The sequence below is a fragment of the Wolbachia endosymbiont (group B) of Pammene fasciana genome, from assembly GCF_947251495.1.
Classification (GTDB): Bacteria; Pseudomonadota; Alphaproteobacteria; order Rickettsiales; family Anaplasmataceae; genus Wolbachia.
Genome location: NZ_OX366360.1, coordinates 740935 through 758410 on the forward strand (window position 1 = coordinate 740935; position 17476 = coordinate 758410).

General features: G+C 34.5%; 13 protein-coding genes and 3 pseudogenes. 5 read left to right on the forward strand and 11 right to left on the reverse strand.

The window, feature by feature from the left end; all coding sequences use genetic code 11:
- Positions 1-136 precede the first annotated feature (136 nt).
- Positions 137-1285, reverse strand: a complete 1149-nt coding sequence (locus tag OPR29_RS03405) for a hypothetical protein (RefSeq protein WP_264685484.1) — start codon at positions 1283-1285, stop codon at positions 137-139.
- Positions 1286-1588: 303 nt separating this feature from the next.
- Here OPR29_RS03405 and OPR29_RS03410 point away from each other — a divergent pair, with 303 nt between their 5' ends.
- The gene (locus OPR29_RS03410) at positions 1589-2545 is read left to right on the forward strand and encodes an IS5 family transposase (protein ID WP_213863789.1); all 957 of its coding nucleotides are present in this window, start codon (positions 1589-1591) and stop codon (positions 2543-2545) included.
- 357 nt (positions 2546-2902) lie between these two features.
- Here the strand turns inward: OPR29_RS03410 and OPR29_RS03415 are convergent, their stop codons facing one another.
- The 4 genes and pseudogenes from OPR29_RS03415 to OPR29_RS03430 all read right to left on the reverse strand — a co-directional run bounded on the left by OPR29_RS03415 (position 2903) and on the right by OPR29_RS03430 (position 6258).
- A complete protein-coding gene (locus OPR29_RS03415) occupies positions 2903-4045 on the reverse strand; it encodes an AAA family ATPase (protein ID WP_265025064.1) in 1143 nt (380 codons plus the stop codon).
- Between the two features lie 87 nt (positions 4046-4132).
- Positions 4133-4551: pseudogene (gene tnpA, locus OPR29_RS03420) on the reverse strand (IS200/IS605 family transposase).
- A 49-nt stretch (positions 4552-4600) separates the two neighbouring features.
- Positions 4601-4783: a hypothetical protein gene (locus tag OPR29_RS03425; protein WP_265025065.1), complete on the reverse strand. Its 183-nt coding sequence runs from the start codon at positions 4781-4783 to the stop codon at positions 4601-4603.
- A gap of 317 nt (positions 4784-5100) precedes the next feature.
- Positions 5101-6258: an ankyrin repeat domain-containing protein gene (locus OPR29_RS03430; protein WP_265025066.1), complete on the reverse strand. Its 1158-nt coding sequence runs from the start codon at positions 6256-6258 to the stop codon at positions 5101-5103.
- A gap of 482 nt (positions 6259-6740) precedes the next feature.
- Here OPR29_RS03430 and OPR29_RS03435 point away from each other — a divergent pair.
- Positions 6741-7022: pseudogene (locus OPR29_RS03435) on the forward strand (transposase); the annotation flags it as partial.
- 115 nt (positions 7023-7137) lie between these two features.
- Here OPR29_RS03435 and OPR29_RS03440 read toward each other — a convergent pair.
- Positions 7138-7842 (reverse strand): ComF family protein, encoded by a 705-nt coding sequence (locus OPR29_RS03440; RefSeq protein WP_265025067.1) that lies wholly within the window; start codon positions 7840-7842, stop codon positions 7138-7140.
- A 51-nt stretch (positions 7843-7893) separates the two neighbouring features.
- Entirely contained in the window at positions 7894-10707 is a 2814-nt protein-coding gene (uvrA, locus tag OPR29_RS03445; protein WP_265025068.1) for an excinuclease ABC subunit UvrA, read from the reverse strand.
- A gap of 325 nt (positions 10708-11032) precedes the next feature.
- On the opposite strand from uvrA, the gene OPR29_RS03450 reads away from it, so the two are divergent.
- Complete coding sequence (locus OPR29_RS03450) at positions 11033-12364, forward strand: ankyrin repeat domain-containing protein (protein ID WP_265025069.1); 1332 nt, start codon at positions 11033-11035, stop codon at positions 12362-12364.
- Between the two features lie 60 nt (positions 12365-12424).
- Positions 12425-13423: a pyruvate dehydrogenase complex E1 component subunit beta gene (locus OPR29_RS03455; protein WP_007302625.1), complete on the forward strand. Its 999-nt coding sequence runs from the start codon at positions 12425-12427 to the stop codon at positions 13421-13423.
- 10 nt (positions 13424-13433) lie between these two features.
- Here OPR29_RS03455 and OPR29_RS03460 read toward each other — a convergent pair.
- Positions 13434-13777 (reverse strand): annotated as a pseudogene (locus OPR29_RS03460) (TrbC/VirB2 family protein); the annotation flags it as partial.
- Positions 13778-13976: 199 nt separating this feature from the next.
- Here OPR29_RS03460 and lepB point away from each other — a divergent pair.
- Positions 13977-14762 carry a signal peptidase I gene (lepB, locus tag OPR29_RS03465; protein ID WP_265025070.1) on the forward strand — a complete coding sequence of 262 codons (786 nt, stop codon included), beginning with the start codon at positions 13977-13979 and terminating at the stop codon, positions 14760-14762.
- A gap of 3 nt (positions 14763-14765) precedes the next feature.
- Here the strand turns inward: lepB and OPR29_RS03470 are convergent, their stop codons facing one another.
- The 3 genes from OPR29_RS03470 to OPR29_RS03480 are packed head-to-tail and all read right to left on the reverse strand — an operon-like array spanning position 14766 to position 17476.
- Positions 14766-16661, reverse strand: coding sequence for an Hsp70 family protein (locus OPR29_RS03470; protein ID WP_265025071.1), 1896 nt, complete (start codon positions 16659-16661; stop codon positions 14766-14768).
- Positions 16639-17097, reverse strand: coding sequence for an iron-sulfur cluster co-chaperone HscB C-terminal domain-containing protein (locus tag OPR29_RS03475; RefSeq protein ID WP_214303510.1), 459 nt, complete (start codon positions 17095-17097; stop codon positions 16639-16641). The genes OPR29_RS03470 and OPR29_RS03475 overlap by 23 nt, the downstream gene beginning before the upstream one ends.
- Entirely contained in the window at positions 17090-17476 is a 387-nt protein-coding gene (locus tag OPR29_RS03480) for a HesB/IscA family protein (RefSeq protein WP_006012614.1), read from the reverse strand. Before OPR29_RS03480 ends, OPR29_RS03475 begins: the two co-directional genes overlap by 8 nt.

Sequence of the window (17476 nt, forward strand, 5' to 3'; positions counted from 1 at the left end):
CTCCTCTACCTCGCCTTATCTTTCAGCTCATTAATCACTTTTTTTGACATATATACTATAATAGATATAAATCATTAATTTTTAACTAATATAGACTATGAACTGTAACTTGAGTTTCTTGCGGGTTTGCACTTGATTACTTTAACGATAGATCTTCCAATTCCATCTGATCTACTTGTACTTTTTCTAACTCACTTTTTACCTGCTTATGGTATAAGTTTTCTCTTCTCGCCCAAGATAGATCACTATCTATTATATAAACGTAATTGCCATTGTCCTCTTCGAAGCAAAACAGCTTCAGTTTACTTTCGTCTTGACCAATTAATTCACTACGAATTACTTCTACAGTATAAAATTGACCCAAATTCATACTTACTTCAGGATGTTGCATATACCTTAACACCCGTGGCTCATATAATTTTCTTATCTCACCATTTTTGAGATCACCTATTGTACACTCTATCTTCTTTAATCCGTATTTAATAACTCTCACTAATCTCTTCGTCTCATAATCCCACAGCTGTTCTTCTTCCAATCTTTTACATGCGGTAAAAAATTGTGATTCTTCTCTTTGCATAAACCGAGATAAACGTTCTGCCAACTCATAGCACATTTTTTCTTGACTCAGTATTTCTCTTTTATATTGAGCTAAAATATTAATCGCTATACTTGGACAACTTACTGCAATCAAGTCATTATTTAAATCCGTTTTAATAATTTTGCCGCTCTCTTGATTAACATGTACAGTAACTTGCCCTAACAAAATTCCCTTAGAAATCGTTATGTCTTTTCCTATATGAGTGTCAATGGCTTTTAAAGAATCAAAGTCTATATATATTGCACCTTTCTCTCCTGTCATTTTTTCTGAAAGAGCAAGAGCAATCAATCTAAAGGTATCTATTTCAACAGCAAAATACATCCTTTGCTCCTCTGACATATTATACATATTCTTAAAGAAATCCTTTATGCTAATGTCTTCACCATCTACCTTCCATCCTGTATCTATTTCGCTCCAGTCGTATTGGTGTAAATCTACAACATGCACTCCTTCCATTCCTTTCAGTTCACGCTTTAAATCATCTATTTGATTTTCTTCAAATCCAGGACCATTTATAACCAGATATATGTCCCTCTCCTCTTCATTTGTTAATTTATGATTTTTGATTATATCTAAGTAACTAAGATCACTATTCTTACCATTCAGTAGAGACGCACCATATACTCTTGGCACCCAAGTTAGTATTATTGGTGCTTTATTTGATAATTTTTTTATATTACCGATCATTGTTTTACCTCACAACATTCACGGCATAATAAAACATTAGTAAAAAAATTCAACCAATTGCTTTTCAGCAGAGTGATAGAATCAGTTAGACGAGAAAAGAAAACTATAGGGTCAATTTGTGACACTAAAATCCAGAAAATTTAATTTCAAACCAGCACTTTCTTCCTTGTCATTCCAGCACGTGACCAGTTCTTATTGCCTGCTCTGGACCCCAGTGGGCTTTGTTGCACCACTCAAGGAAAGAACAGGCAGTTACTGATGGAATTTGTTATAAAATAGATATTTAGCCGACAAAGGAAAAATATGCCAATAAGAATGAAAGTCAGTAACTGCAATGAATATAACAAATTTCTTCAAGAAAGGGGAAATGTTTTTCATTATATCAACGATGCCATTGAAAATTGGTACGAAAATAGTCCAAAAGTAGCAGGTGGCAACAATGTCTACAGCGACAAAGTAGTGATTCTAATTCACATAATAACCTATCTATTCAGGATTGGTCTTAGGCAAACAGTGGGATTTATAGAGAAATATCTTGAGCAAATAGGGAAAATTTTGCAAATTATCAGCTATTCGCAGGCTTCAAGAAGGTTTAAAAAGCTTAATATCAAAATCAACGACTGCAGAGTTGATAAGAACGATATGGAAGATATTGAAATTGCTATAGATAGTACAGGTATCAGCATCTACAATAATATTCCAGGCCATAGTAAGGCAAATGGTACAGATAGAAAGTATCGCCGCTATGAGCAAACAAGAAAGCTACATGTAATGCTAGAGATAGGTAGTAAAAAAGTTATAGCTGCAAAATACAGTAGTGGAGTTTATTCCGACCACTATGGAGCCTGTGATCTTATTGAAAGAGTGGATACCAAGTATAACATAAGCACGATATATGCAGATAGGGCATATAATCGAAAGAAGTTATACAAACTGTGCGATGAGCTTGACATAAAGACAAGGATTCCTCCGCAAAATAATGCAGTAGAGCATCCAAAGTTGGATTATATGAATGAGAGAAATTCTACAATCAAGCTCATAAAGTCATATGATGAAGATGGTATGAAGAGGTGGAAAAAAGAGATAAATTATTGGAAGAGATCTTATATAGAAAGTTTTTTCTCGCGACTGAAGCAAATATTTGGATTTAGTTTTAGGAATAAATCTGAGATTAATCGTGAGAAGGAACTGCTACTCAAGTGTTATTTGCTTAACAAATTTACTGAAATAGGCATGGCTAAGTTTGATATAGCTTCATGAATTTATTATACATTACCCACTATCCGAAGAGCTGTGCAACAAAGCCATTCCAGTGTCAAGCACTGGAATGACATTAAATGATTTTTCTTTGAATTTGAGTTATGCAAGCAAGCCCCTTTGTTGTCATGCAAGTAGCCCCTTCGATGTCACCCGAGTAGCCCTCTTCCTGTCATCCCAGTACTGGGATCCAGCCTTTCTTACCAACAAAAAACTTGGCATAACTTGCGTGCTCAAAAAATTCCTGGATTTCAGTACTGGAATGACACCCTTTTAGAAGTTCCTTCTGGATAAAAACTATTGTCAAGCACTGGAATGACATGATTCGACTTGCATGACCAGACTGTGTAGTAATTCTCTTTATTCCTCGATTTGCCACTTACTTCCTCGAGAAGATACATCACTCAATGAAGAGCTTACTGATGAACTTCTAGATAAGCTTCCAGATGATAGCCTTGTATCCTTGTTTTTAGTTTTTCCGTTACTATGTTTCTCATTCTTCTTATCTTCAATGTTATGTTCCTTCTTAAATCTTTCACATAAAGTGAAAATAGGAGTGCTTTTGCCTTTACTTTTCTCCTCTCGTATATACTTGGCTAAACCAATCAGATTTGCTGGTGAAAAACCATTAGTACTCTTTACAATAGTTTCAATATTTAGAGGGCTTAATTCTTTGAGATATTCTTTTAGTATTCCCCTACGCGTACTTTCTTTATCCAGCCCAGGAACCTCAATACACTCCAAACGACCACCCCTAGTAAACGCAGGATCTAAATGATCCTTATGATTAGTTGCAGCAATCACCATTATATTTTTTGAGGATAAAAACTCTTTATCCAATTTAGTGAGTAAATAAGTTAAAGGCCCTGCATCCTCATTAACAGTTCGCTTTTTACCAACTCCGTCAATCTCATCTATAAAAATCATACAAGGACTGTTTGTCTCTGCTTTCTCAAAAACTTGATCTATATTCCTTTGACTAGACAAGCAAGACGCAGAAACAGACATAAACGCAAACAGAGATTTAGTTTGATTTGCAATTGCCTTACTAATACTAGTCTTACCAGTTCCTGGTGGACCGTACAAGAGATATCCTCCGCTTTTTGACTCACAAATTCCTCTCAACTTTTCTTTTATGTCATTTGGTAATATAATATCACTAAATGTTGTATTCCACCCTCTTTCTTCATCTTTTGCGTAAAATTCCATATTCAGCTTTGCTTCTACTTCATTTTTTGTTGCAGGACTATTAATTAACCTTGCAGAAAGATCACTAACCTCTTTTTTTAACCCATTCACTTCATCTTTCGTTACAAAATTCTCTGAAATTCTATGAACTTTTTCTTCTAGACCACTAAACCCGTATTTATTTTCTTTATCCTTTCCATCTTCTAATTCTTCTTTAATTGGAGTTAGCTTATTTTCTTCTTTCCTTAACCCTTTATTCGGCTCTTCGACTTCAGCTTTCGAGTTTTCTTGAGATTTTTTATTTTGTTTAATCATTTTATATGAAAACACAATTACTACTGCAGAAAGCGCAATTCAACCACTATGGATTAAAATCCAAAGATTGAGAGAGAGCATAGAATGCTAACTTTCGACTTGAAAGTCACCAAATTTATCTTCTTTTTTAGAGTGATTTTCAATATAATTTTTTATCATTTCGTCAGTTACATTTCCGCTAGTCCTGACAAAGTAGCCTACTGCCCACAACCCAATATCTCTTTTTTAGCTCTGGAAAGTTTTGCTGGATTTTTCTGGAACTTTTTCCTTTTATTAACTGCACTAACTTACTAATACTTAAGTATGGGGGTACAGAAACGTATACGTGTACATGACTTGACGCAACTCTACCTCTGATAATTTCTACTTGATTATTTGCACATACTTCTTGTACAACTTCTTTAGCTTTCTGTCCAATATCTCCAACTAGTACTGGATATCGATATTTTGTTATCCACACTATGTGATATATATACAGAGTGACTGCTTTTTCTATAATATTCCACATTCTTTCAGATTTTTCACCTTAAAATTATATTCTTAAAAGGATGGACTTCAAGTCCAGGGTTTTTCTCCCAAATTTGGGACAATAAAAATAACAGGGGGAGCTATATTTAAAGCTGCAACTGAAGATAAAAATGCAACGTAAGGAGCTACAGCAAAAACTCCAGATGTAATTAATGTAAGAGAAGCAATAGCACCAGCTATAAAAAAAGGTATATTAGCTCTACTAGACATATTTTAGCTTATAAACAGTTAATTTATAAATAATACATTTAAAGAGTACAAGCTTTTCATAGTAAAGCAAGACTAATTAAAGAGATAACTCAAGGTGTCCTTAATCAATCTATGATCGAGGTATTATGCAGTATTAAGATATAAGATGGTATGTTGTATTTTTAATTCAGTGTTCTTTTTCTGTCATTCCAGGGTACTGGAATGACAGATGCTATGATAAGAAATTCAATAACTTAAAGTAGGTAATTAAAGCCTCTAATTAAAATATGAATCTATAGTTATCATAAGCAACACTAAAGAAGTGCGGAAGTAAAAATTTACGAAAGAGCATTATGTATACGTATGCTTTGTAGATCTAAACTTTGCCACCCTTCTGTTAAGCTTTGCCTCCCTTCCATTACGTTTTGTCGCTCTTTTATTTCTTTTATTTCGTTATCGAATTTTGACATTAGATATTTAACATAACCAGATGTTAATGCTGTTGATGCAGATACAGCTATTGCTGCCGTAACAGATGTTAATGTAATTTCCATTGTCTCGGTTATAAAAAGCGTCGATGTTACAAAATTCCCTAACATGGCAACTAAGCCACCAACAACTACACTACCTTGAACTACTTTATTTTTTAAAAACCCTTTTATACTCTCTACCGTATCTTCTTGGTGATTTATAATGGCATAATACAAAGGAGTTTTCTGCAAACTATCTTTTTTATAAACATCTGCACCTCTGTCTAGTAGAGCATCTACTATCTCTAAATAGCCATTTTTAGCAGCATAATGCAAAGGAGTACTACCATTTCTATCTTTTACATGAACACTTGCGCCTTCAGCTAACAGAGCATCTACTACCTCTACATGGTTACTTAAAGTAGCATAATGCAAAGGAGCACTACCATTTTCATCTTTTACATTAATATCTGCACCTGTTTTTAGTAGAACATTTACTACATCTATGAATTTATATATAGTAGCATAATGTAAAGGAGTACGACCATTTCCATCTTTTATATTAACACCTGCACCTCTCTTTAGTAGAGCATTTACTACATCTATGAGTTCATATATAGTAGCATAATGCAAAGGAGTACTACCACTTCTGTCTTTTACATTAACATCAGCACCTTTTTTTAGTAGAGCATTTACTACACCTACACATCTACTATAAACGGCATGATGCAAAGCAGTCTCTCTATTTTCATCTTCTACATGAACATCCGCATGCCTATCTAATAAAACATTCACTAAATCCTTACAGCTAGATGCTGCAGCTGCAATTAATAATGTAAATTCGGCATCAGGATCACTTTGGATGAATGTATGATTTATACTAAAATTTTTATTTTCCCACTCTTGATACGCTATTGTATCTTCCCTTCGCAATACCTCTTTTATTTTATTAATTACGTTATCTTTATTTACACTTGCATCTTTATCAATTGCACTTAATATCTTTTTCAGATTTTCAAAATTCATCTTTACCTCCTATAACTTTACGTTGCAGTTACTACACAATTACAAACAAAAGTAAACACATTTTTGGAAATTATTTAGAAAAAGAATCCATTAAAAAAGTCAGTGATTTGCAATAAATAACTGATCCATTTAATTGAAAGAAATATGTGATGTAACTATAGTCATTATAAACAACAATAGAAAAAACACGGAAGTAAAAAATTTATACTGATCTTATCATATTTATTATTAGCATAATTATAAACATGGGAAAGCAAATACAAGTCAACTTATCTAAAAAAATAGTGAGAGGGTCTTATCTGGCGCAAAATGGATGGCCAACCTTAGTGAAAATTATTTTGCATCATTGAATAATAACAGCATTAAACCAGCCAGCTCTATAAGAAAACTAATAGAGGCTTTTTTACTTGTTCCAATTATTACATCCAGTGCTATTACACTAGCATGTACCTATTTTTTTCTGAATGCAGTGAGTATTCAAAAATATGATTGCAGCTTTGAATAAGGGAAAAATTATGGCGCCTATGATTTTTGAAGGCTATTGCGATACAGACGTTTTTAATAGCTAGTTCAAGCTTTTTGCTGGGTGATTTTGGATAATGCAACTTTTCATAGAAAATAAGTGACTTTGTTAAAAGTGTCGGTGCTGAAGTTATATATCTGCCTCCATATTCTCCTGATTTTAATCAAACCATTGGTTTGTTATAAAAAATTTAGCCAGAAAGAATATTCAGCTATTCGAACTATTAGAAAAAGAGCTATAATTATAGACTCCGTATACACTATAACTAGACTTTTTTTTAAGAGGAATGATACACAAGTTAGTACTAAGACACTAAACAGTTTTCAAAAATGAAAATTATACCTTAAAGCTGATTTTCATACAGTTCTTGCAAGCGATAGCACTCTCACTTCTCTGGCACCAGAGTTTAAAATTTCCTGAGAGCAAGACCTTGCGGTTGCGCCAGTTGTTACTACATCATCAACCAATATCACGATTTTGTTTTTGATAATTTCGCTGTTACTTACTTTAAAAGTATTTTTCAAATTTTTTTCACGCTGTTTAAGTGAAAGACCAGCTTGAGGTTTGGTGTGACGAATACGTTTTATTGCAAATGGTGTATAAGATAAATTAGATAACTTACTTAATTCCTTCGCGAGCAATTCTGCTTGATTATATTTACGTTTAAATAAGCGTATTTTATGTAGCGGTATGGGAACTATGACCTCTGCATTTTGAAACATGTCTTTGTTAGCTTTGTACATCCACTTTGCATAGACTTTCACATAATTTAAATTATCAAAAAATTTAAAATTTATAATCATATTTTTGCTATGTTCATCATAAGCAAAAACTGATCTTAATACTTTAAATGGTGAAGGGTTACTGATGCATTTACCACATGTATCAATGTTATCTGGAATTACTACACCACAAACATTACAGTAATGCTTAGTTAAAAAATTGATTTTTTTATTGCATTCACTACATAAATCATAACTTTTATCAATTATACGTTCACAACTTACGCATACGTTTGGAAATATGAGATCTGTAGCTTTTTTTAATAAGAGAAGATTCATGAATTAAATATGTTAGGTATACCTTTTAAAATGCTCCTCATAACCTAATTATTAAGAAATAGTCGATACTTGATCCAATAAATATGTTTTAAGATACTTGCCTGTAACGCTTTTTGGAGTCTGTGCAACTTTTTCTGGAGTTCCTACAGCAACCACTTCGCCACCTTTTACTCCACCCTCTGGACCAATATCTATTATGTAATCAGCAGTTTTTATAACATGTAAATTGTGCTCAATAACTATAACAGTATTTCCTAAATCAACTAGCCTATGGAGTATTTTCAGTAAATTATTTACATCTTCAAAATGTAACCCAGTTGTTGGCTCATCGAGAATATACAATGTTTTCCCGGTAAATCGCTTTGATAGTTCCTTAGACAGCTTTATTCGTTGTGCTTCACCCCCGGACAACGTTGTTGACGACTGTCCAAGCGTTATATAGCCAAGCCCTACTTCCTGTAAAGAAATCAACTTTTCCTTTATCATTGGAAGATTTTCAAAAAAGTCACATGCTTGATCTATTGTCATATCAAGCACATCAGAAATTGATTTTCCCTTGTAAGTAACTTCCAATGTTTCTCGGTTATACCTCTGTCCTCTACATTGCTCACATTTCACATAAACGTCCGGTAGGAAATGCATCTCGATCTTTAAATGCCCATCACCTTTACAAGCTTCACATCTTCCTCCCCTGGTATTAAATGAAAATCGGCCTATATTGTAACCTCGTGCCTTCGACTCTGGGAGACCTGCAAACCAATTTCTGATGTGAGTAAACATACCAACATATGTTGCTGGATTTGATGCTGGGGTCCTACCAATTGGCGATTGATCAACTTCTATAATTTTATCTATATACTCAAGGCCTTCTATTTTGTCGCATTGACCATGCCTTGCAGATGAATGATTTATCTTGTGTGCTGAGTATTTATATAATGTTTCTATCACTAAACTTGATTTCCCTCCTCCTGATATTCCAGTAACACAAATAAAATTCCCTATAGGAAATTCAACATTTATATTTTTTAAGTTGTTCTCACAAGCATTAACTACCTTTATGAACTGAGTTGTTTGCTTTCTTCTTTTTGAAATTGAAATTTCCTTCTTTCCACTTAAATACTGTCCTGTTATGCTCTCTGAATTTTTCAGTAACTGATCTGGTGTTCCTTCTGCAACAACTTTTCCTCCGTTTACACCAGCTCCAGGACCAATATCAATCACATAATCAGCAGCCATTATTGTGTCTTCATCATGTTCAACAACAATCACAGTATTACCCATGTCTCTCAGATTTTTAAGTGTGGCAATTAATCGATCATTATCACATTGATGAAGGCCAATTGAGGGTTCGTCAAGCACGTATAGCACTCCTGTTAAACCAGAGCCAATTTGCGAAGCAAGCCTGATCCTCTGGCTTTCACCACCAGAGAGAGTGCTAGATTCACGGTCAAGTGTAAGGTAATTTAGCCCTACATTCTTTAAAAATGTCAGCCTTTTGATTATTTCGTTTAATATTTTATTTGAAATTTGCTTATGTTGTTCTGTGAGCTTGTCTGGCAAATTTTCAAACCAATCAAGGGATTCATCGACGCTGAGCCCTGATATTTCACCTATGTGTTTTTCATCAATTTTCACTGTAAGTGCTTCTTTTCTCAATCTATAGCCAGCACATTCTTTGCAGTCAGTAACAGAACAATACCTATCAATAAGTGATGCATCGTAATCCATCTGGCGTTCTAGGATACTGACCAAACCTTGAAATTTCATTTCTCTAGAGCCAAAAAGTATTAAATCCTTCACTTTTTGGTCTATATTCTTCCACGGAACATCAAGACTAAATTTGCAATTTTCAGCCAGTGACAGAATTGCATTTTTTAGCAATCCATAGTTTGTATGCACTTGACGGAATATTGATCCAATTGGCTTTAAAGCACCTTCAGATATCGAGAGCGTTTCATCTGGCACTATTAGCTTTGCATCAACACTTAGCTTTTTACCGAGCCCATTGCATGAACTGCATGCACCGTAGGGGCTGTTAAAAGAAAACAATCTTGGCTCTATTTCTTCAAGAGTAAAGCCAGACTCAGGACATGCAAAATTCTCTGAGAAAGTTAAAGTTTGACCATTTTTATACTCGGAATTGTGGTTATCAGGTAAGTTAACTATTTCTGCATACATTAAGCCATGGGCAAGTCTCAATGCTGATTCTATACTGCTTGGTAGTCGATTTCCTATATCATCTGATATGGACACTCTATCTGCAATCACAAAAATATCATGTTTCTTGTTTTTATCGAGCTTAGGCAAGTCATCTATATCACATATTTCACCGTTTATTTTTAGTCTTACGTAACCCTGCTTTTTAATTTCCAGTATCTCTTTTAGATGCTCTCCCTTTCTACCACGTACAATAGGAGCAATTATATATACTTTAGTTTCTAAAGGTAATGCTGTAATAGTATCTACAATTTGAGATACAGTCTGTTTCGTTATTGGCAATCCAGTTGCGGGTGAGTAAGGAATGCCTATTCGCGCATATATTAAGCGTAGATAGTCATAAATTTCAGTAACGGTTCCAACAGTTGATCTTGGATTTTTTGAGATCGATTTTTGGTTAATTGATATTGCAGGAGAGAGGCCTGTGATCGATTCAACGTCAGGTTTATCTTGAATATTAAGAAATTGACGTGCATAAGCCGATAGACTTTCGACGTATCGGCGTTGGCCTTCTGCATAAATCGTATCGAATGCGAGGCTAGACTTACCAGAACCACTTAGTCCAGTTATAACAACTAACTTATTTTTTGGTATATTGACATCAATACCCTGCAAATTATGCTCTCTTGCACCTTTAACTCTGATCATACTTCATGTACCTTTGACCATTACAGCCTCAAAATACATAAACTTACAACAACTTTCTACTAATTTTTTCAACTATTACGGAAAACGAAGTAGCACAACTAGTGCAAAACATTTTGCCATACAACTATATAAACATCTGTTTTCGCCAAGTTAGTTCGTACAACAAATGGTGTCATAAAAGTATGTTTTCTACAATCTCATCAAAAACATGCTTACCAATTTTTGGAAACAGGAAATTTTATTTTATATAAAATATAGAATTTTGATAAATTTAACTTTTTTGTGAGATTATGCAGCGATAAAAATAAATTTAGAGGGAAAGGTTATGGTAATAGAGAAGGAGAAGTTTTTTGAAATAATAAATGAGGTAAGTGAAAGTAGCGATTTGGATGAAGATAATTTACTTGAAAAAATAAAGAATGAGTTAAAAGGAAAAGATGCAGGAGAGTACAACAAGTTTAGTAAAAATTTTAGTAAAGAACATCAATTTAGTATAAAAATTTCAGAAGAAGCTGCAGAAGATTGGACGTTGTTACATCTTGCTACAGCATGCAACAATATGTTAATAGTGGAACTTTTACTAAAAAAGAAAGCAAGTGTTAACGCTCGAGTAAAAGATGGTTCTAAAAATGATGGGCCAACTGCTTTGCATATTGCTACTTCTTGTGGACATGAAAGCATGGTAAAACAACTACTAAGTGATGATCGAGTGAATCCTTCATTAAAAAGCAAAAATAAGACTCCAAGAGAGGTGGTAGGCAATACAGAAAATAAGGAAGCAATATTACAAATGTTAGAGGAAGCAGAAGAAAATTTTTATGCAAAGCATAAGAAAAAAACTGATATATCAGCAGATGTTATAAATTCTGTGAAACAATACAATACCATACGTAGTGGTGAACAGGCTCCTGTTACGTGCGAAAGTAGTGACAGTATAGTAAGTGAGCAATACTTACATGCTGGTGTTAAGAATATGGTAGAAAAATTTGAGTCACCGCAAAGAGGAAGTGTTACATGTAGTGGTAAACAGACTCCTATTGGTGAAAGCGTTAGTAGTGACGACAGCGGTCTAGAGTCTGAGGCTACATTTGATACTTCTTTCTGCTCCGAAATAAATCACGACGGGACAGCTAATGAAGTTGATGACCAAATTTTAGAAAGTCTGCAACCTCAAATTCAGCTGCAAGATAGACAAATTCGGAAGTTAGAAAAGCCAGGTAAAGAATTAAAACATGTTGAGAAAGAACTAGAAAAGTTAAAGAGTGACTTAGCTGGACATGAGACTCGGTTAGAAATAGTTGATAAGCTCAGTAAAGAGAATCAATCACTAAAGCAAAAAATAAAAGATCTGGAAAACGAGAATACAACACTTAATAGTGAATTAAGCAAAACCAAAGCAAATAAAGTATTACTAGAAAAAACAGAAAAAAGACAACTGTCTTTCTTAAAAATTGCTTCTGTAAACTTTACAATCATGTTGACAGTAGGTGTTGCCTTTAGTATAGCCTTCCAATTACCAATTCTATTGATGATTGCAACTTCTGTGATGTCTTCATTGATAGTCGGTGGAGTTACATACGCACTATCACCGCAACCTACTGAATTAAAAGAAGTAAGTATTCAATGCTCAGTGCAACATGATGCTTGTAAAACTTAACTTGTGCGCTTCCTGGTAATTTTGATATAGTTATTTCAGTTGAAATCTACAGGTTTACAAATGGCAATCTTAAGTGTAAGAGAAGCTTTATGCACAGCGATCAGAGAAGAAATGCAAAATGACCCTGATATATTTATCATGGGTGAAGAAGTTGCAGAGTATGATGGTGCTTATAAAGTAACGAAAGGATTACTGAAAGAGTTTGGAGAAAATAGGGTAGTTGATACACCCATTACTGAACATGGATTTGCTGGTCTTGCTGTTGGAGCAGCATTTGCTGGACTGAGGCCAATAGTCGAGTTTATGACTTTTAATTTTTCTATGCAGGCTATCGACCAAATTGTGAATTCCGCAGCAAAAACAAATTATATGTCGGGTGGACAACTTGGATGCCCTATAGTATTTCGTGGACCAAATGGAGCTGCAGCAAGAGTTGCCGCACAACATTCTCAGTGCTTTGCATCTTGGTATTCGCATGTTCCAGGTTTGAAAGTAATAGCACCTTACTTTGCCTCCGATTGCAGAGGTCTGCTTAAAGCTGCAATTCGTGACCCTAATCCGGTAATATTTCTAGAAAACGAGATCGCTTATGGACATGAGCATGAAGTTCCTGACTCTGAGCTATCAAATAAAGATTATCTACTTGAGATAGGCAAAGCTGCTGTTATACGGGAAGGAAAGGATGTAACTATCACTGCTTTTTCATTGAAACTAATGGATGCGTTAAATGCGGCAGATTTACTCTCTAGTGAAGGAATAGAAGCTGAAGTTATCGACCTCAGAACCTTAAGACCACTTGACACTGAAACAGTTATTAACTCTATTAAGAAGACCAATAGATTAGTAAGCATAGAAGAAGGTTGGCCATTTGCAGGAATAGGAGCAGAACTCTCAGCCATGATTATGGAACAAGGATTTGACTACCTTGACGCTCCGGTTGTACGGGTAACCGGCAAGGATGTCCCCTTACCTTATGCTGCAAACCTAGAAAAGAAAGCATTACCACAAGTGGAAGATATAGTTGAAGCTGTGCACCAAGTCTGCTTTAGAAAGAAATAGTCCTATTGACTCTTTTTTTATCTCCCGTTCCACATTCTTCCATAAAAGAGGCATTTGTAGAGTTTATACCACCCATTACTTTTATGACAATAGTTTTAGCGCCAAAAAACACAGCGCAAAATACACCGAGGGCGAAAAGAGCAACGGCATTCTACCAAATATTGCAAGTAAAGCTGCTCCTATTATCACTACGGTCATAAGCGGTCCACCTATTCCCCAAACGTAGCCAATAATATTACATATTACTTGAGCAGTTGTATCGTCATTAGAGTTAGCAGCACTTCCAACATGAGAAAAAGAAATAAATAATACTATAAGTAGAATACAAAAAACCTTTCTAATTGTAGGGTTCATCCCTATACCTTAAGTTTAAATACTATAATTATATCTAAAATAGTATAATTTTTAGTAAAACTAGCATTGTGATTTATACAATATTGCATAGCAAATGATGTCTATTGGTTATCAATCACTGTCAATTACTTGAGAGCTTATTTCGACTTTCGAAAAAGAGCAATAACACCCATGAGTAAAATTTCACATTACCACTTTTATGTGTTATGATAAGCTTAAATTTATAAAGAAAATAAAATTGAAAGAATTGAGAGAGAACCGGATAGCAAGAACGAGAAAGTTTTTATCTTCACTGTTTTTTTTGCTACTAATTGCGCTATCAATACGTAGTTTTTTATTTGAGCCATTTCATATTCCTTCTGGTTCAATGAAAAGCACTCTACTTGAGGGAGATTATATTTTTACTAGTAAATATTCATATGGTTATAGTAAATACTCTTTTCCATTTTCTCCAAACATCTTTAGCGGTAGAATCTTTTATACCCCTCCGGAGCGTGGTGATATAATAGTTTTCAAGCCTACAAGAAATGACAGCATTAGATTTGTTAAGCGGGTAATAGGAATACCGGGCGATAAAGTGCAAATGATAGAGGGGGAGTTATATTTAAATGATCAGAAAGTAAAACGAAGACAAATTGAAAATTTTTTTGATTATGAGTCAAAGCGTAATATAGCAAGATACATCGAAACACTCCCGAGCGGCAAGGAGCATGAAATTCTAATAGATAATCTTTCTAATAAGTTATCATACAATACTCCAGTTTATTATGTGCCTGATGATCAATTTTTTGTTATGGGAGACAATAGAAATAATTCTTTTGATAGCAGGTTTTCTGAAATTGGGTTAATACCAACTGAAAATATAGTTGGACGCGTAAGCATGGTTGGTTTATCGTTTAAATTAGGCAAAGTTGATTGGTTGCCGTTTGATTTTAGGTTACCTATTGCTCTGAGATTTGACAGGGTACTTCACAAAGTTGTATGAACTCTATCTGTCTGCTGATTCGCATAATTCTAAAGCAGAGTTTTCTAACTCAGAGATAGCATTATTAATGTTGTCTAAGTCATTTTCCTGTAAAGCGTCTTTTGCGTTCTGTAGTAAAATTTTTAACTTTTGCTCAGTGGAAACATTTTCAACTAGATGTATGAGCTTGTTACCGTTAATTTTAGCCTCTGCAAGGGAACGAGCCTTCATGTCTTCATCAAAGTTACTTACTGACTGATTGACCATATCTTGAATATCTTCTTCATTTAAGCCAGAGCTTGAATTTATTTTAACTGTCTGTTCGACTCCAGTAGTTTTTTCTCTTGCAGTGACAGTCAATATTCCATCAATGCTAACTGTAAATCCTATTTCAACTTTTGCAGAACCTGCAGGCAATTGTGGTATACCTTTGAGTTCAAATCGTGCTAGAGATTTATTATCTTTTATCATTTCACGTTCTCCTTGACAAACGTGAATTTTCATTGCTGTTTGCCCGTTAGCGTAAGTTGTAAACTCTTTTATTTCTGAAACTGGTAGTGGTGTATTTCTTGGTATAATTTTTTCAACTATTCCCCCCATAGTTTCTATGCCAAGTGATAAAGGCAGCACATCAAGGAGAATATTCCTATCTTTTGAGTTTGAAGTTAAATAATGAGCCTGCAAAGCTGCCCCATTGGCAACTGCTTTGTCCGGATCCACATCATTCAGCACTTTATTGCCAAAGAGTTTGATTAGTGAATTTTGCACTAATGGCACTCTAGTTGCGCCACCAACTAAAATTACCCCTTTTATATCATCGATTTTAAGATCTATGTTGCTTATAGTACGAGTAACTATATTTATAGTCTTATTAACCAAAGGACTGATTGCTTGCTCGAATTCTTCTTTGGTAATTTTGCACTTAAATAATTCACCATTGATGCTGAATTCAAAAGTGCCAGAGGTATCTTCACTTAGGTACTCTTTTATAGCACGTATATTGCAGATACCAGTTTTAGTGTATGAATGTTGTAATTTGTAGGTAGTTGTATCAGATGGTGCAGTGCTTGACACTGGAATCCAGTTCTTATTATATAACTTTCTGGTGTGTTCACTTGCAATCAAACTTTCTGGATCCCAGTGTCGGAGCACTGGGATGACACTAGAGCATTTTTTATTTAAACCTACCTGTTCTCTATACTTTTCAAGCACGATTAAACTAAGTAGATGATCAAAATCATCACCACCAAGTTTAGTATCACCACCAACTGCAAGAACTTGAAACACTCCTTGATGTAATTTTAATATTGAAATGTCAAATGTTCCACCACCGAGGTCATAAACTGCATATATGCCACTGTTATTGTTCTTTTCAATGGAGTAAGAAAGTGCTGCAGCGGTTGGTTCATTAATGAGGCGAAGAACATCTATGCCAGCTAATTTTGCTGCATATTTGGTTGCGTTACGTGCTGAATCATCAAAATAAGCTGGTACAGTAATCACTGCTTTGTTAACTTTCATCCCTGTGAATTTTTTTACCCTCTTGCATAGAGTTTTTAGTATCTCAGCAGAGATCTCAATAGGAGTGAGATACTTTTCTTCTGAGCATTTTACCCTAATAACTTTTTCACTTTCGTTATCTATTTCACAATTGATACCTTCTTTATGCAAGTCTTTAACACTTTTACCCATTAAGCGTTTTATAGAGCAGATAGCGTTTTCGCCAACATCGTAGCCTACTTTTAGTACATCCTTTTCATATGAAATGACAGAAGGTAATAGTTCACGACCTTGCTCATCTTTAAATATTTCTACATTGCCAGCTTTATTTACCATGGCAATTAAAGAGTTAGTAGTTCCAAGATCTATACCAAAAACTACCTCATTTGAACTTGGTTCAGAAATTTGAACTGGCCGCATTTTCCTTTATCTCCTCAAATGACTTATATAAATATCTCAATCTAAAAACTTGCGTAGCAACTTCATCAAAATTTTTTGTAGCAAAAGCATTAATTAGGTTTTTAGTACAATCTTTTACCTTTTCATCAATCATCCTACTTGCAAATTGTAAATCATCGCAGTCTAGAAAGTATTCTCTTATTTCCATTGATTCATTTAATATTTCAGGATCAAGATGCTCTTTTTTGCTTTTTACGTCAAAAAGATCCAACAAATGTTCGGCACGCTTTAGCGGTGACTTCAGTACCTGATAAGCTTTGTTGATATTTTCCATACTTTTGGACTCTCTTTCATTTATATCAGTTTTGCTTAGCTCAATATATTTTTTCTCCAGCTCATCAAAGCTGATGTTAAAAGCCGGTTCAATTCCAAATAATGTGAAATGGTTGCTAGACATGAAAACTCTCTCCACAACCACATTTTCCTTTCTCATTAGGATTTTTGAAAATAAAACCTGATGAGAATTTTTCCTCTACATAATCCATTTCAGAGCCAAGGATAAACATGATAGATTTTGGATCGATCAGCACCTTGACTTTTTGATCATCACTGCAGCTTTCTTCAATTACCGACTCCAAAGGACGAACATCATATGCATACTCAATATCATATTTTAAACCAGAGCATCCTTTTTGCTTAATTAGAACTCTTATTCCTATTGCTTCTTCAAGGTTAGCATGCTTCTTTTTGTCCAATAAAAACCTTACCCTCTCTACTGCATTTGCAGTTAGAGTGATAGGTTTTTTAACAGAATTTACTCCTTGAAATTCACTCAT

Excerpts from the sequence above, each read along its gene's own strand:
- OPR29_RS03425 (WP_265025065.1), bottom strand. The coding sequence starts at position 4,783 with ATGTCTAGTAGAGCTAATATACCTTTTTTTATAGCTGGTGCTATTGCT.
- OPR29_RS03475 (WP_214303510.1), bottom strand. The coding sequence starts at position 17,097 with ATGTCTAGCAACCATTTCACATTATTTGGAATTGAACCGGCTTTTAAC.
- OPR29_RS03470 (WP_265025071.1), bottom strand. The coding sequence starts at position 16,661 with ATGCGGCCAGTTCAAATTTCTGAACCAAGTTCAAATGAGGTAGTTTTT.
- OPR29_RS03450 (WP_265025069.1), top strand. The coding sequence starts at position 11,033 with ATGGTAATAGAGAAGGAGAAGTTTTTTGAAATAATAAATGAGGTAAGT.
- OPR29_RS03455 (WP_007302625.1), top strand. The coding sequence starts at position 12,425 with ATGGCAATCTTAAGTGTAAGAGAAGCTTTATGCACAGCGATCAGAGAA.
- OPR29_RS03410 (WP_213863789.1), top strand. The coding sequence starts at position 1,589 with ATGCCAATAAGAATGAAAGTCAGTAACTGCAATGAATATAACAAATTT.
- OPR29_RS03415 (WP_265025064.1), bottom strand. The coding sequence starts at position 4,045 with ATGATTAAACAAAATAAAAAATCTCAAGAAAACTCGAAAGCTGAAGTC.
- OPR29_RS03480 (WP_006012614.1), bottom strand. The coding sequence starts at position 17,476 with ATGAGTGAATTTCAAGGAGTAAATTCTGTTAAAAAACCTATCACTCTA.
- OPR29_RS03430 (WP_265025066.1), bottom strand. The coding sequence starts at position 6,258 with ATGAATTTTGAAAATCTGAAAAAGATATTAAGTGCAATTGATAAAGAT.
- OPR29_RS03405 (WP_264685484.1), bottom strand. The coding sequence starts at position 1,285 with ATGATCGGTAATATAAAAAAATTATCAAATAAAGCACCAATAATACTA.
- lepB (WP_265025070.1), top strand. The coding sequence starts at position 13,977 with ATGTGTTATGATAAGCTTAAATTTATAAAGAAAATAAAATTGAAAGAA.
- uvrA (WP_265025068.1), bottom strand. The coding sequence starts at position 10,707 with ATGATCAGAGTTAAAGGTGCAAGAGAGCATAATTTGCAGGGTATTGAT.
- OPR29_RS03440 (WP_265025067.1), bottom strand. The coding sequence starts at position 7,842 with ATGAATCTTCTCTTATTAAAAAAAGCTACAGATCTCATATTTCCAAAC.